Source organism: Kordiimonas gwangyangensis DSM 19435 = JCM 12864 (assembly GCF_000375545.1).
Lineage (GTDB): Bacteria > Pseudomonadota > Alphaproteobacteria > Sphingomonadales > Kordiimonadaceae > Kordiimonas > Kordiimonas gwangyangensis.
This window is the reverse complement of record NZ_AQXF01000002.1, coordinates 52885-67607: the sequence shown is the minus strand read 5'-3', so window position 1 is coordinate 67607 and position 14723 is coordinate 52885. Positions and strand designations below refer to the sequence as shown.

The following is a 14723-nucleotide window of genomic DNA, read 5'->3' as shown; positions in this document are numbered from 1 at the left end:
TACAATCGCCCGCCATTTCCCTATATTCACACGCGAGGGGTTCATCGGCATATACTCATTTGAGGACCAATGATGAACTATGACTATGATATCGACCGCAAGCCCATCCACAAAAGCCTTGAGAAGGTCTCCATCGCTGAAGCGCTGAAGCTCGGTGACCCGAGCTATTTCAACCGCACACTTTGTGAAGTGAATGATACCGCTGTGCGCATCAGCGTGTTCAAGCGCGACTTTCACTGGCATTCGCACGAGAATGAGGATGAGTTCTTTTTTGTGCTTGAGGGCGAACTGGAGCTCGAGGTTGAAGGCCACGAGCCATTTGTCCTGAAGCCGCGCGAAGGTGTTGTCGTGCCGCGCGGTGTGCGCCACCGGCCCAAGTCACCACAAGGCGTGGTGCTGCTGATGGTCGAGCCCTCCAGCGTGATATCCACCGGCAACTGATAATAAAAAACCGCTGCACCCTTATGGATGCAGCGGTTTCTTTATGGTCGGGAAGACAGGATTTGAACCTGCGACCCCCACACCCCCAGTGTGATGCGCTACCAGGCTGCGCTACTTCCCGACAGAAGTATATTAATACCGGGGTATCGGGTGGCGCGGACTATAGCCAAGGGCCCCGGCCCGCGCAACCAGCTTTTTCCAAAAAATGCCGTGCCCATGAGCGCCAACTGATCAGCTTTCCCGGGCGACGGTTTGCCATGCCTGAAAGGCCGTACGCGCTGGATGCCGCTGACGTGTGCGCGCATGCAGGTAGCGGTTCAGTGCCGCAACGATCAGGCGCGCCGTGGGCTTACTCACATGCACCAAAAGTGCCTCGGTCGCCCGCAGCATTTTAAGCCTGTGCACAGCATAGATATAATCGCCTTCGTCCATGTTGAAGAGCTTGGCTTTTTGCGCACCCAGAAACGCCTGAATGTCATCAACAAACCTTCCTTCATCCATTTCGGCCATGAGAAAAGGCGCATTGCGTCCGACAAAAGCCGCCATTTGCGTCAGGCCCGACTGCCAGAGCGCCGCGTTGCGCCCGCCGTGGAAGTGCACCGCTTCGGCGAATGTAATGGCATGGGTGAAATCAAGCCAGCCGATGTTTTGCGCAATGGGCTGGGCAATGCCGTGCTGACGCTCGATATCGAACCGCAGCATGTTCATGGCACTCGCCGCCAGAAGCGCCTCCCACATCTCGTGCACATGGGCGTTCGAGGCGGCAGTGAGCGCAAAAACCTGCCGCACCGACTGACCGGAGAGGCATTCCACCTTCGGTACAGGGCTGAAGCCCGGCTCCAGCGCCAGATAGTCGGCAAAACCCTTGAACTCGGGGATCAGGTCCTCCCGCGCGGCATGGCACAGATAGCGCGCGAGTGAGAGCGCGAGCGGTTCTGCGACTTCCTGACCGAGCGCGTCAATCAACTGCTCCGCCTTCATCAGGTAGATAGCGGGATGGCCAAAGCCGGCATAGTGGGCAAAAATGAGCGCCTCGAACACAGGCTTCACCGCCTGGAAGCCAAGCCCCTCATCAAAGGCACCGCGTATGTGCGCGGTGGCTTCCTCCTCATTCATGTCCTCAAGCGCTTCAAGGCAAGCCTTCGCACTCCAGCGTTTACGGAGGCGTGGTAGTGGCGCATCTGTGCCCATCAGCATATCCCAGGAAATATGGCCGATGGCCTCCAGAAGCGCGACCCTGCGCGTTGCCTGATCGCTGTGCGCGCTGAAAGCAAGCCAATCCGCAAGACCAGCAAACGCATGGCCAAAGCCACGTTCGAACCGATGAACACTGAGGCTGATCACATGACGCAGTGTGTTTTCCACCTCCTCGCCTGCCGCTTCAAGGCGCGCGAGCGAGCGGGCGATACGGTCATAGTCATGTTCGGCCAAGGCTTCATCAAGCTCGCCATAGGCGCGGGCACGCAGCACACTCGGGTCTTCCGGCGCAAGGTCAATCAGGATATCGCCCCGCACACGGGTGACGGCATAGGTTTTAACGGCGTCACGCCCCTGCAATGCCTTGCCTGACGCCAGATCGAACGTCCAGCCATGCCAGTTGCAGGCAAGTTGGCAGCCTTTTTTCAAGCTGCCTTCAACAAGTGGATAACCTTCATGGGGGCAGCGGTTGTTGATGGCGAACAGTTTGCCGTCTGTTTCAAAGAGCGCAATTTGCCGCCCTTTAACTTTCAGGACGGCGCGCCCACGCTCCCTGAGTTCCGGAACAGGCCCCAGATTGACAAGATTTTTTCCACTCGGTTGGTTTTGGTTTGCTGTGCTGCCGTCCATTTTTTCTCTCCTCGCTCGCGCAACTCGCGCCGGATTTCGCTGTATTCAATCCACATTAATTCCCGGTTCATCGCTGTCTCCATATTTTCTAAAGTTTTTTATTTAATAAATGTCATATAGGAGTCCCCTTGATTTACGCAAGATATTTCTTTAGAAAAAAGAAAACCGTTTGAAATCAGGCACCGGAAGGCCATGGCAACCACACGCGAAACCATTTTGACTGAACTGAAACGACGCGGCGGCGCACGCGCGGACGAGCTTGCGGAGACGTTAGAGCTGACACCCATGGCCGTGCGGCAACACCTCTATCAGTTGCAGGACGAAGGGGCTGTCGTGTGCTGTGCCGATACGGCCGCCAGTGGCCGTGGGCGCCCTGCAAAACATTGGGAACTGACCAAAAAAGCGGATGTCTATTTCCCGGACACACACCGTGAGCTGTCGCTCGACCTGATTGAAAGCATCCGCGAACTGATGGGTGACGACGGCCTAAACGCCCTCGTGAACCACCGGACCAAGCGGCAAAACCAGCGCTATCAGGCGCTGATGGAGAAATGCAGCGGCAGCCTTAAATGCAAGCTGGATATCATCGCAAAAGAGCGCAGCCGCGAAGGCTATATGGCGGAAGTGCAGGAAGCGGAAGATGGTGACCTGCTACTGCTTGAGAACCACTGCCCTATCTGCGAAGCAGCCAAAGCATGTTCGGGGCTATGCCGTAAGGAGCTAGAACTGTTCCGCGACCTTGTGGGCGACGGTGCCACGGTTGAGCGCGAAGAACATATGCTGACCGGCGCGCGGCGCTGCGCCTACCGGGTAAAAGCAAAAAGCTGAATTGGGGAAAGGCTCGCGACTAATCGAGCCGCGCGCGAATGGCCTTGAGGTCAGCAAGCAGTGCCTTGAGCGCACCAGTATCGTCCGACGCCGCCACATCCTCCGCACTATCTGCCTCGGTGTCGTCAGCTACGTCTGCTGCTGTGACAGAAGTGGGTACACTGTCGTCCTCAAGCCCGAGGGCTTGGGCAACAGTCGCGCGCAGGCCCTGCGCTTTGAAGAGCTTCTGTACGCCCTTGATGGTGTAACCTTCGGTGTGCAACAGCACCTTGATGGCGCGCAGCAGAGTTACATCGTCCGGGCGATAGTAGCGGCGATTGCCGCCACGCTTGAGCGGTTTGATCTGCGAAAACTTGCTTTCCCAGAAACGCAGGACGTGCTGCGGCAGGTCAAGTTCGTCCGCAACTTCCGAAATGGTACGGAACGCTTCGCGGCCTTTTTCGCCGCGCGGCCTTTCCTGGCCGTCGTCTGCTGGCATGTTCACGCCGGGAATCTCCGTTCAGGTCAGGCGTTGATACGGTCTTTCATGACCTGGCTGGGACGGAAAACAAGAACACGACGCGGATCAATCGGTACTTCTTCACCGGTTTTCGGATTACGGCCCATGCGACCGTTTTTCTGGCGCACGAGGAAGCTGCCAAAGGAGGAAATCTTGACGTTATCACCGGCCACGAGGCAGTCGGAAATCTCGCCAAGGACGGCTTCTACGAGATCAGCAGATTCGTTTCTCGACAGGCCTACTTCTTCGTAGACTGCCTCTGTCAGGTCTGCCCGCGTAAGTGTCTTTTCGCTCATCGCTGCCTCCGCTCAAAAACGGGCACCAAATGCCCTAGCTAAAAAAGCTAAAGCATGCCCAAGGGGCTGTCAATCGTACGAAGGTTTTTTAGCGTGTGATTTGAAGGGTTTATGGCACAGTTTTGACACAATCCTGCATGTTCTGCAGCATTCTGCACCAATTTGGGGCAGCCTAGGCCGCCCCAGCCTCCTCTTCATCCACCTTTGGCGGCTCTGAAATGCGGCCAAGGTCTTCACTGATCAGGCGAATCAGGTCATTTTGTGCCATATCAATCGCCGACGTCACCGCGGACGCAAAGCCATGCGCATTCGCGCCGCCATGGCTTTTCATCACAAGGCCGTTGAGACCAAGGAACACGCCGCCGTTGTGGTTGTTCGGGTCAAGGTGATCTCGGAGCGACCGCAGCCCGTGCCGTGACAAAAGGTAGCCGATCTTGGTCGCGAATGATGAGCGGAAAGCGCGCGACAGCAATTCTGTCATCAGGCGTGCCGTGCCTTCTGCCATCTTCAGCGCCACATTGCCGGTGAAACCATCCGTCACCACCACATCCACCTTGCCAGCGCCGATATCGTTGCCTTCAACATAGCCGGTGAACTCAAGCGGCAGGTGCTTGGAGGCCCGCAACACATCAGCTGCGGCCTTGATGGTGTCCTTGCCCTTGAGTTCCTCAGTGCCCACGTTCAGAAGTGCGACCGTCGGCTTCGACAGGCCCAGCACGGTGCGGACGTATGCCGCCCCCATGATGGCGAACTGCACAAGGTTGTTGGCGTCACATTCCACATTCGCGCCAAGGTCAAGCATCACGCTTTCGCCCCGAAGGGTCGGCAGCGGTGATGTGAGCGCCGGACGGTCGATGCCCGGCATGGTGCGCAGGATGAATTTCGCGAGCGCCATAAGGGCACCCGTGTTACCGGCAGAGATGGCGACATCAGCCGACCCGTCTTTCACCGCCTGAAGCGCAAGCCCCATGGACGATTGACGACCGCGCCGAAGCGCCTGCGACGGCTTGGTGTCGCTGGTGACCACCTCTTCGGTGTGGAAAACCTGGCTTGCCTTCGCAAGCTCGGGGTGCGCTTCAAGAAGCGGCTTGATCTGTGCCTCGTCCCCGTAAACGTGGAACTTCGTTCCCGGAAACAAAGTGCGTGCCTGCGCGATGCCTTCAATGACCATGCCTGGTGCGTGGTCTCCCCCCATGGCGTCGACCGCAATGGTTATTTCTCTTGCCACGAATAATTATCCAATCTCAAACGTTGGCGTAGTTCTTATTATACGTGTCCTCGTGCCAGCCCTCAACCCATGCACTTGGAACCCTTCTTCGGCTGACCATAGCGAAATTCATCGCTACTTCAAGATTCCTTACGAAGCTTGTCCAGCACAGCGAAGGGGTTCGGCTTCTTCAGCTCTTCTTCGTTAACGGAAATATTCTTTTTATTTCCTACATTTAGCTCCGCATCTTCGGCGCGCGGATAAGGATTCATATTGATGGAAACTGTCTGGGCAACAATCTCGCCAAGCGGGATCATATCACCCTCAAGCGCATCATATTCCGGTGCGTCGTCATCGAGATAGACCTCTTCCGCATCCATGCGGTCGGCCGTTGCCTCATCAACGAGCATCAATTCAAACGATGTGGACATCTCTTCCGCGACCGGCTCAAGCGAGACGATACAGCGCTGGGTGAAGGCAGCGTCAAGCGTGCCGGTGACAAAAATGCCCTGCTCCGCGCCGCGGTCCTTGACCTCAATATCAGCCTTCAGCGAACCAAACTCGATCAGGTTGAAGCGCTCAGCCAAAGCCGCAAGCTCTGCTTCTGATGCTTCAAGGCGGTAGGAACGCCCGTCGCGCTCGACTTCCTGAACGGGAAGCATGAAATCAAGGGAGATGTCTTTGCTCATGATAGTGCTCCTTCCGCTCAACCTTGCGTGCCTGAGAACCGGGTCGGGTCCGGATCTGGAAATTCGAATGATAGCGCCCTCACCTCTTCAGTGCCATAGCCTGCAAGCTTCCCGACCGCTGCAATCATATACTCAGCCATCATGCCTGCTTTTTTCGCATCGTCCACTTTATAGAGATTGCGGGCGACAGCTACGGTCAGTTCTGCCTTGGCATCGTCAGCCTCGAGCGCGGCGGCATAAGCCTTGAGGCGCCCAAACCACGCCACACCCATTTTTTTGACCTCACGACCGATTCCCATGTCACCGATGCCCATTTCCCTGAGGGACCGGTCCATGTCAGCGATCATGGCTTCCTGCAGCTGGCGGCGCAATTTGGCTGTCGCCTCGCCGTCACCCTTCAGGCGGTTCTGCACAAGGAACATATGAATGAGGATCATGTCAAAGCGGCCATCAAGCGTATCCGCCACCTCAAAGGCCGTGTAAAACTGCGGCATACGGGCCTGGCCCACAAGCTTGCCATAAAGTTCAAAGGCCGCTTTTTTGTCCCGGAAACCGGAAAACAGGCGCTCAAGCATGCGCTTTCCTCCAAATCGCCGCATTCGCATCATAGGCGATGTGACGGGTAACAGACTGGCTTATTTGCCGTGGCTCTAACACGGAGCCTTGCACCATGCAATGCTGGCGGCTATTAAGTCATTTGGAAGTGATGGTCGCAAGCGACACAAAATAGGTTTTAGTGATGACAGTAAACATGAAGCCCCGCACCATGAAGCCGGTAATCCTCTGCCTTTTGGCTGGTATTGCCCTCTCCGCCTGTGGCAACACGCGTATGGTTCGCGGTTATGTGTTCGACAAGCAGCTCGCCGATGCGATCCAGCCTGGTGTGGATAACCGCCAGTCTGTGGAATCAACTCTCGGCACGCCGACCGTCAAGGCAAACTTCAGCGACAACAAATGGTATTATGTGTCTACCACGGTGCGCGTACGTCCGGTTTTCTGGCCTGACCCCAAAGCACACCGCGTAATGGCAGTGGCCTTCAATGACGCTGGCGTGGTCACCGACGTGCAGAACTTCGACATGTCTGCCATGCACAATGTGAACCCGGTGGGCGACAAAACGCCGACCCTCGGTCGTGACCTCAACTTCTTCCAGCAGATTTTCGGCAACGTTGGCCGTTTCTCGGGCGCCGCACCGGTTGGCTCTGGCGAGACCCGCGGCCCGAACGGCTAAGCGACACGACCTGATACGCCATAAAGCAAAAGCCCCGGCAAAACCGGGGCTTTTCTTTTTGTATGTCTAGCGGTTTAGTGCGCCAGCATCGCCAAGAGCAGCAGCGCCACGATGTTCGTGATCTTGATCATCGGGTTCACGGCGGGGCCTGCGGTATCCTTATATGGGTCACCAACAGTATCACCCGTCACCGCCGCTTTGTGCGCTTCCGAGCCTTTGCCACCGTGGTTGCCGTCCTCAATGTATTTCTTCGCGTTATCCCACGCGCCGCCACCTGCGGTCATGGAAAGTGCGACGAAAAGGCCACCCACGATCACACCCAGAAGCAGTGCACCAACAGCCGCAAAGGCTGCCGCCTGCCCTGCAATCGCATTGATCGCAAAATAGGTGACAATGGGGGCCGCTACAGGCAGCAGGCTTGGCACAATCATTTCCTTGATCGCTGTTTTGGTCAGCAGGTCAACGGAACGTGCATAGTCAGGCTTGGATGTACCGGCCATGATGCCCGGGTTATCGCGGAACTGCGCCCGTACTTCTTCTACCACTTCACCGCCTGCGCGGCCCACGGCTGTCATGCCCATGGCACCAAACAGATACGGCAGAAGTGCACCGATAAAGAGCCCGACCACGACATAAGGGTTGGAGAGGCTGAAATCGACCGTCACATCAGAGAAGAACTTGGCGAGGTCAGCCGTGTAAGCACCAAAGAGCACAAGGGCCGCGAGACCGGCGGAGCCGATGGCATACCCCTTGGTCACTGCTTTGGTGGTGTTGCCCACGGCATCCAGCGCGTCGGTACGGTTGCGTACCTCCTCATCAAGGCCCGCCATTTCAGCAATGCCGCCCGCGTTATCCGTGACCGGACCATAGGCATCAAGGGCGACCACCATACCGGCAAGCGCCAGCATGGCCGTGGCGGCAAAGCCAAGGCCCAACACACCCGCAAGCTGGTGCGCAATGATGATACCCGCACAGATCACGATTGCCGGCAAGGCAGTCGCTTCAAGCGAGATGGCAAGGCCCTGGATCACGTTGGTGCCGTGTCCCGTCTCTGACGCCTTGGCGATCGAACGAACCGGGCGGTAGTCAGTGCCGGTATAATATTCGGTAATCCAGATGATCACCCCGGTTACCACAAGGCCCACAAGGCCGCAGTAGTAGAGCGTGCGGCCCGAGAACATGACATTTCCGGTCTCGAAGGTCCGGTTCATGTCACCGCCCAGTGCCCACTCCATCGCGAACCACATAGCCCCTGCTGACAGCACCGCCGTTACGATAAAGCCCTTATAGAGCGCCCCCATGATCGACTGGCTTTTACCCAGCTTCACAAAATAGGTCCCGATGATCGAGGTGAGAATGCAAACCCCGCCGATGATGAGCGGCAAGGCCATGATGTCGGCAGCCCCGGATGCGATAAAGAGCGCGGAGAGCACCATGGTGGCACCCACCGTGACCACATAGGTTTCAAACAGGTCAGCAGCCATGCCGGCACAGTCACCCACGTTGTCGCCCACGTTATCGGCGATCACGGCCGGGTTCCGGGGATCATCCTCCGGGATACCGGCTTCCACCTTGCCGACAAGGTCAGCGCCAACATCCGCACCCTTGGTGAAGATGCCGCCACCAAGACGCGCGAAGATGGAGATGAGCGAAGCACCAAAGCCGAGCGAGACAAGGCCGTCAATCACGGGCCGTGCCGTCGGGTCAATGCCCATGGGGCCAACAAGGATATAATAGTAACCGGCAACTGCGAGCAGCGCTAGGCCTGCCACGAGCATGCCTGTAACAGCACCGGAGCGGAATGCGATGGTCAGGCCTTCCTGCAGCCCTGTGCTTGCCGCTTGTGTGGTACGGACGTTGGCTTTGACCGAAATCAGCATGCCAATATAACCGGCAGCGCCAGAGAGCACTGCACCAATAACAAAGCCGAGCGCAGCGAGCATGCCGATAGCAAGATAAAGACCGATGGCAACCACAACGCCCACAACCGCGATGGTGCGGTATTGGCGATTAAGGTAAGCGCCTGCCCCGGCCTGAATGGCCGCAGCGATTTCTTGCATTTTCTCGGAACCCGCACTGGCGGACAAAATAGACTGACGCGTTACAATGCCGTAGATCACGGCCGCAACACCGCAGGCAATAGCGGCGTAAATTACTTCCATGGGATATCCCCTCCCTAAAACGGACCCAAATGTTGGTCTTCCCCGGGCGGTGATACTCCCCTCATACTGCCGCCCAGTTCCCTTAGGCGAACCCCATACTCCTGACTAACTAAAAACTAGACAGGGTGGCCACTCATCACCTTATGGAGCAATAAGCCGCCTTGCAACCACCAAAACTGGCGGCCGCTTACACGCACTGGGCGCAAAACACTGTTTTTGGCTGATCCCTGCGGCCTCAGCGGTTGAGGCGCATGGCGTTCTTTACGAGAACCGCTTCAACAATCTTGCCGCCCAGAACCTCGTTGGCCTTGCCCTTGAGCAGATTGCCAACCTTGTCCACATCCAGCTCAAGCGGCGAGTCTTCACGCATCAGGTCATTCCGGCTGATGGCGGAAACAAAGGCGTGTTGTAGCTGCGTTTCGGCACGTTTGATGGCGATCTGGTTTTTCTCGCCCCGCACCTGTACCGCGATATCAATGAAATAATTGCCAAGGAAACGCTGGCCATTGTCGGTTTTGGCGTAGATCGGCACGGCGATACGCTCAAAGTCGATATCGATGAGCGGGCCTTTCGGCGCGACTTTCACTTCTTCCTTCGGTGCACCCTGCCCTTCGGCCGAGCTTTTGGAATAATAGTAGCCGAGGCCACCACCGACCGCGAGGCCCCCCAAAAGGCCCAGCACCAGAAGTATCTTGCCCGAACCGCCTTGTGGTTCAACCGATCCAGTATCTTGTGACATAAGCCGCCGTTATCCCTTATGTTTCAAAATGTTGATAGCCGTTGCGCGCAGTGTGCACCAGTGCGCCCGATTGATCAACCAGCCGTATGCCGGGTGTGTCTGAAATGCGGCCAATCGCTGTCACAGCCACACCAGCTTCCTTTGCCGCCGCGCTGATTTCATCAGCCTTGGCCGCGTCTGCAGTAAAGACAATCTCATAGTCATCGCCACCGGAATAAATGAGTGGCGCGAGGTCTGGCGATGTTTCGAGTGCAGCTTTTGCTGCATCAGAAAGCGGCAGCTTGGTTTCCTCGATATCCGCGCCCAGATGGGATGCGGTGCAGATATGGCCAAGGTCCGCAAGCAGACCGTCCGACACATCCGCTGACGCGGTAGCCAACTCTCGCAGCCTCGTACCGAGCGCCATACGCGCGGTCGGATAGCGGTAGCGCGTGACAAGCTCATCGCTCACATTGGTCTCGCCCAAAAGGCATTTGAGGCCCAAAGCCCCGTCCCCAAGAGTGCCTGACACATAGACGGTATCACCCGCCCGAGCGCCGTTGCGCCGCAGCATCTGCCCCGTAGGCACATCACCGATCGCGGTGATACTCACCGTCACATGGCTGGGGCTCGAGGTAGTGTCACCACCCGCGAGCGTGATACCGCTCTCATCCTGCGCACGCTTGAGACCTGCCGCAAAGGACGCAAGCCAGATTTCATCCACACCTTTCGGCAGGCTGAGGCCAAGGAAATAGTATCGCGGGTTCGCACCCTTGGCGGCTAGGTCCGACAGGTTCACCGCCAGTGCCTTGTAGGCAATGCTGTCCGCCGGGTCATCCTCGAGGAAATGCACGCCGCCCACGATCATATCCTTGGTGACGATCAGGCTTTTGCCTGCGCTTGGTGTCAGACAGGCAGCATCATCGGCGAGCCCAAGGCCCTCAGGCCCGGCAAGCGGCATGAAATATTTGGCAATGATGTCAAATTCGCCAGCCATATCGTCCCCGGAATTGGGCTGCGCGCACGCAGCCCGGGTGAGACAAAGGCCTGCTCAGCGGTTAGCGGACGGCCTTCGCCACTTTGTCGAGCACGCCGTTCACAAACGACGCTTCGGTGCGCTCATAAAACGCGTGGGCAATATCAACATATTCGTTGATGACCACAGCGGTCGGCACGTCAGGGCGTGCAGTCAGCTCATAGGCACCGGCACGCAGTATAGCACGAATAATCGATTCAAGCCGCTCCAGCGACCAATCTTTTGCGAGACACGGAATAATGGCCTCGTCAAACTCGGCGTGACGGCCCCATGCGCCGGCCACGATATCGGAGAAAAGCGCGGTGTCGGCTTCCACATACTGGTCGCCTTCAATCTCAGCCCCAAGGCGGTGACGCAGGTATTCCTCAATCACCATAGGAACCTTCGGCTCGTCCGACATTTCAAGCTGATAGAGCGCCTGAACAGCACCAAGGCGTGCCGCACTGCGCGGGCCACCAACCGGTTTCTTTTTACCGCGTTCAGCCATTATTTCACTCCAAACTTGGATTTGAGAGCGATCATGGCAAGCGCAGCCTCTGCCGCACCGCCGCCCTTGTTCTTGTCGGACCGGTTTGCCCGCGCCCATGCCTGCTTGTCGTCCTCAACGGTCAGAATGCCGTTGCCGATGGCAAGGTCATGGTGCAGCGCAAGGTCTTGCAGGCCACGCGCGCTTTCGTTGCACACGGTATCATAGTGGCTGGTCTCACCGCGGATCACGCAGCCAAGCGCCACATAACCGTCGTAGGACACTTGGCTACCAGTATGCGCGAATTTAACTGCGGCCGGGATTTCAAGCGCGCCCGGCACCGCAACACGGTCCCAGGTTGCGCCAGCGGCCTCGATAGCCTCGATAGCGCCGCGCGCTTGCTCGTCCGCGAGGTCTTCATAAAAGCGCGCTTCCACAATCAAAAGATGGGGCGATGCCATGTGCAAAAATCCTTGTCTCTAAAAAAGCCGCGTTACACTGCGGCCGGAATTGGGCGCTGTTCTACGACATCAAGGCCATATCCATCAAGCCCAACAATGTGGCTTGGCGTATTTGAATAGAGAACCATGTGGCGCACACCAATGTCGCGCAGGATTTGCGCACCAATGCCATATTCCTTGAGCGCGCTTTCCTTCTTGTCTACCGGTGCTTTTTCGCCGTCCAGAAGCTGGCTCGGCCGCATCGCGGTCATACCCGGGAAAAGGACCACAACACCCTGCCCCTCAGCTTCAATCGCATCCATCGCACGCTGGAGCTGGCCGGTGCGCGGGTGTTTGAGACCAAGGATATCCTCAAACGGGTTGAGGGAGTGCATGCGCACAGCCGTCGGCTTCTCGCCGTCGATATCGCCCAGCACCAGCGCCACAGTCTCGCGGCGGTCAGCAGTCGCGCGGTAGACGATCACCTTCCATTCCTTGCCGCTTGTACGCGGGAAGCTGGTCTCAGACACACGCTCCACAAGCGCATCGTGCTTGAGGCGGTAGGCGATGAGGTCACGGATGGTCGCGACCTTGAGGCCGTGTTCCTTCGCAAACTCAACAAGGTCCGGCAGGCGGGCCATGGTGCCGTCTTCGTTCATGATCTCACAGATCACAGCAGACGGGTTGAGGCCTGCAAGTCGGGAGATATCCACGGATGCTTCAGTATGGCCCGCGCGCACCAGTACGCCACCATCCTGCGCAATAAGCGGGAATACGTGGCCGGGGCTTGCGAGGTCTTCCTTGCCCTTCGACGCGTCAATTGCCACTGCAATAGTGCGCGCGCGGTCGGCGGCGGAAATACCTGTCGTGACACCCTGCTTCGCTTCAATCGATACCGTAAACGCTGTCTGGTGCCGCGCTTGGTTGTTGCTGCTCATCAGCGGCAGCTCAAGTGCCTCAACACGTTTGCGCGTCATTGGCAGGCAAATCAGGCCGCGGCCGTGGCGCGCCATGAAGTTGATCGCCTCGGGCGTTGCCATTTGCGCCGGGATGATAAGGTCACCCTCGTTTTCGCGGTCTTCGTCATCCACAAGGATATACATGCGACCGTTGCGCGCATCCTCGATCACGTCTTCAATGGGGGAGAGAAAATCTTTTGGCACAGCTTACGTCCTGTCCTGCAGGCGCGCGACATAACGCGCCAGTATATCAAATTCCACATTCACGCGGTCACCGCGCTTTGAATTCCGGAAGCTCGTCACCGCCTGCGTGTGCGGGATGAGGTTGATGGAAAAGCGTGTCACGTCGCCCTCGTCTGCCACGTCATTGACCGTGAGCGAGGCGCCATCGATGGCAACACTGCCCTTTTTGGCAACATGGGCACCCATGGCATGCGGCACGGCGATTTCCATCACGACAGATTCGCCAAGCTCGTCAAAGCGCACAATCTCGCCGACACAGTCCACATGGCCGGTCACGATATGGCCGCCAAGCTCGTCACCGACCTTCAGCGACCGCTCAAGATTGATCTCACTGCCGACTTTCCAGTCACCAAGGCTCGTCACCTTCAGGGTTTCCGCCGACACGTCAGCCTGGAACCAGCCATCACCCTTATCGACAACCGTGAGGCACACGCCCGAGCATGCGATGGACGCGCCGATATCCACCCGGCTCATATCATAGCGGGTTTCAATCCTGACGCTCAGGTCGAAGCTGCCTGTTGTTGCCGCGATACGGCCAACATCTGTCACAATTCCGGTAAACATGGGCCTGAGTTACTCCGGCTTATCAAAGGATGCAAGTATATCCGCGCCTAGGCGGCGAATTGACACGCACGTTACATGGGGCGCATGCCCAAGGGCGGCAAGCCCCAAATTTCCAAGCGCGGCTTTTCCGTCGCTGCCAATCAGCTTTGGTGCCATGAAATGCTCGACCCTGTCCGCAAGGCCTGCCTTGAGGAACGAAGCATGCACCTGCCCTCCACCTTCCACCAGCACACGGGTAAGCCCGCGAGCACCCAGCGCTTTAGCCAGCGCGTGCATGTCGTTCAGGTTCTCAAGGACGATGACTTCAACGCCGCAGCCCTCAAGTGCTGCTTTGCGTGTATCGTTGCCTTTCTCACAAAGCACAAGCGTCGGGATCTGTTTGGCGGTTGCCACCAGCTTGTGCTCGGGCGTCACTTTCAGGTGGCGGTCCAATAGGATCCGAACCGGTGAACGGCCTTCAAGCCCCATGAGACGGCAATCAAGCATCGGGTCATCCGCGAGAAGCGTGCCTGTGCCAATCAGTATGGCATCATGCTGCGCACGCAGCAGATGGCCATACGCGCGCGCTTCTGGTCCAGTAATCCACTTACTTTCCCCACTCGCCAGCGCGATGCGACCATCCATCGATGACGCCATTTTGAGCGTGAAAAGTGGTCGCCCTTCGCGCACTTTAAGGAAAAAGCCTGCGTTGATGCGGTCTGCTTCCGCCTGCAGCAACCCGGTAAGGACCTCAATGCCTGCACTGCGCAGCATATCGAACCCTCGGCCTGAAACTCGCTCATCCGGGTCGCCTGTCGCGCACACCACACGGCTGATACCTGCTTTGATGAGAGCGTCGGCGCAAGGGCCGGTCTGGCCGGTATGGGAACAAGGTTCAAGCGTAACATAAGCTGTGGCACCGCGTGCTGCCTCACCCGCCTCGGCCAGCGCCATCACTTCGGCATGCGGCCTGCCGCCGGGCTGTGTGTTGCCGCGGCCAACGGTGATGCCGTCACGCACGATCACGCAGCCAACCGCGGGGTTCGGCGCTACACGGCCAAGACCGCGCCGGGCAAGGCCGAGCGCGGTCTTCATGAACTTGATATCTACTGAGGTGGTTGCCACGGCTGGCTCCCCG

The 14723-nt window shown here is 57.8% G+C and carries 17 protein-coding genes and 1 tRNA gene; 3 read left to right on the top strand and 15 right to left on the bottom strand.

The features are described from left to right. Nucleotides 1-69: 69 nt before the first annotated feature. A complete protein-coding gene (locus tag B150_RS19840; protein WP_020398841.1) occupies nt 70-441 on the top strand; it encodes a cupin domain-containing protein in 372 nt (123 codons plus the stop codon). A 44-nt stretch (nt 442-485) separates the two neighbouring features. Here the strand turns inward: B150_RS19840 and B150_RS0105215 are convergent. Together B150_RS0105215 and B150_RS0105210 are read right to left on the bottom strand one after the other, a co-directional pair. Next, nucleotides 486-562: transfer RNA gene (locus B150_RS0105215), tRNA-Pro, on the bottom strand. 110 nt (nt 563-672) lie between these two features. Continuing rightward, nucleotides 673-2268, bottom strand: coding sequence for a Rieske (2Fe-2S) protein (locus tag B150_RS0105210; RefSeq protein WP_020398840.1), 1596 nt, complete (start codon nt 2266-2268; stop codon nt 673-675). A gap of 192 nt (nt 2269-2460) precedes the next feature. Between B150_RS0105210 and B150_RS0105205 the strand changes: the two genes are divergently transcribed. After that, nucleotides 2461-3096: a helix-turn-helix transcriptional regulator gene (locus B150_RS0105205; protein ID WP_020398839.1), complete on the top strand. Its 636-nt coding sequence runs from the start codon at nt 2461-2463 to the stop codon at nt 3094-3096. A 19-nt stretch (nt 3097-3115) separates the two neighbouring features. Here the strand turns inward: B150_RS0105205 and B150_RS0105200 are convergent, their stop codons facing one another. The 5 genes from B150_RS0105200 to B150_RS0105180 form a co-directional block, all read right to left on the bottom strand. Further along, a complete protein-coding gene (locus B150_RS0105200) occupies nt 3116-3574 on the bottom strand; it encodes a MerR family transcriptional regulator (protein ID WP_035921004.1) in 459 nt (152 codons plus the stop codon). A gap of 26 nt (nt 3575-3600) precedes the next feature. Next, a complete protein-coding gene (locus B150_RS0105195; RefSeq protein ID WP_020398837.1) occupies nt 3601-3891 on the bottom strand; it encodes an integration host factor subunit alpha in 291 nt (96 codons plus the stop codon). Between the two features lie 172 nt (nt 3892-4063). Further along, entirely contained in the window at nt 4064-5119 is a 1056-nt protein-coding gene (gene plsX / locus B150_RS0105190) for a phosphate acyltransferase PlsX (protein WP_211205924.1), read from the bottom strand. Between the two features lie 119 nt (nt 5120-5238). Further along, nucleotides 5239-5787 (bottom strand): YceD family protein, encoded by a 549-nt coding sequence (locus B150_RS0105185; protein ID WP_020398835.1) that lies wholly within the window; start codon nt 5785-5787, stop codon nt 5239-5241. Nucleotides 5788-5804: 17 nt separating this feature from the next. Continuing rightward, complete coding sequence (locus B150_RS0105180; RefSeq protein WP_020398834.1) at nt 5805-6362, bottom strand: ubiquinol-cytochrome C chaperone family protein; 558 nt, start codon at nt 6360-6362, stop codon at nt 5805-5807. A 164-nt stretch (nt 6363-6526) separates the two neighbouring features. Between B150_RS0105180 and B150_RS0105175 the strand changes: the two genes are divergently transcribed. Next, the gene (locus B150_RS0105175; protein ID WP_025896137.1) at nt 6527-7018 is read left to right on the top strand and encodes an outer membrane protein assembly factor BamE; all 492 of its coding nucleotides are present in this window, start codon (nt 6527-6529) and stop codon (nt 7016-7018) included. 74 nt (nt 7019-7092) lie between these two features. Here B150_RS0105175 and B150_RS0105170 read toward each other — a convergent pair whose 3' ends face one another. The 8 genes from B150_RS0105170 to ribD all read right to left on the bottom strand — a co-directional run bounded on the left by B150_RS0105170 (nt 7093) and on the right by ribD (nt 14710). Next, nucleotides 7093-9180, bottom strand: a complete 2088-nt coding sequence (locus B150_RS0105170) for a sodium-translocating pyrophosphatase (protein ID WP_020398832.1) — start codon at nt 9178-9180, stop codon at nt 7093-7095. Between the two features lie 235 nt (nt 9181-9415). Beyond that, the gene (locus B150_RS0105165; protein ID WP_020398831.1) at nt 9416-9919 is read right to left on the bottom strand and encodes a hypothetical protein; all 504 of its coding nucleotides are present in this window, start codon (nt 9917-9919) and stop codon (nt 9416-9418) included. 16 nt (nt 9920-9935) lie between these two features. After that, complete coding sequence (thiL, locus tag B150_RS0105160; RefSeq protein ID WP_020398830.1) at nt 9936-10895, bottom strand: thiamine-phosphate kinase; 960 nt, start codon at nt 10893-10895, stop codon at nt 9936-9938. Nucleotides 10896-10956: 61 nt separating this feature from the next. Continuing rightward, entirely contained in the window at nt 10957-11421 is a 465-nt protein-coding gene (nusB, locus tag B150_RS0105155) for a transcription antitermination factor NusB (protein WP_020398829.1), read from the bottom strand. Beyond that, entirely contained in the window at nt 11421-11861 is a 441-nt protein-coding gene (locus B150_RS0105150) for a 6,7-dimethyl-8-ribityllumazine synthase (protein ID WP_020398828.1), read from the bottom strand. Before B150_RS0105150 ends, nusB begins: the two co-directional genes overlap by 1 nt. A 32-nt stretch (nt 11862-11893) precedes the next feature. Further along, entirely contained in the window at nt 11894-13003 is a 1110-nt protein-coding gene (gene ribB, locus B150_RS0105145) for a 3,4-dihydroxy-2-butanone-4-phosphate synthase (protein ID WP_020398827.1), read from the bottom strand. Nucleotides 13004-13006: 3 nt separating this feature from the next. Beyond that, complete coding sequence (locus B150_RS0105140; RefSeq protein WP_020398826.1) at nt 13007-13606, bottom strand: riboflavin synthase; 600 nt, start codon at nt 13604-13606, stop codon at nt 13007-13009. Nucleotides 13607-13615: 9 nt separating this feature from the next. After that, nucleotides 13616-14710: a bifunctional diaminohydroxyphosphoribosylaminopyrimidine deaminase/5-amino-6-(5-phosphoribosylamino)uracil reductase RibD gene (ribD, locus tag B150_RS0105135; protein WP_020398825.1), complete on the bottom strand. Its 1095-nt coding sequence runs from the start codon at nt 14708-14710 to the stop codon at nt 13616-13618. Nucleotides 14711-14723 lie beyond the last annotated feature (13 nt).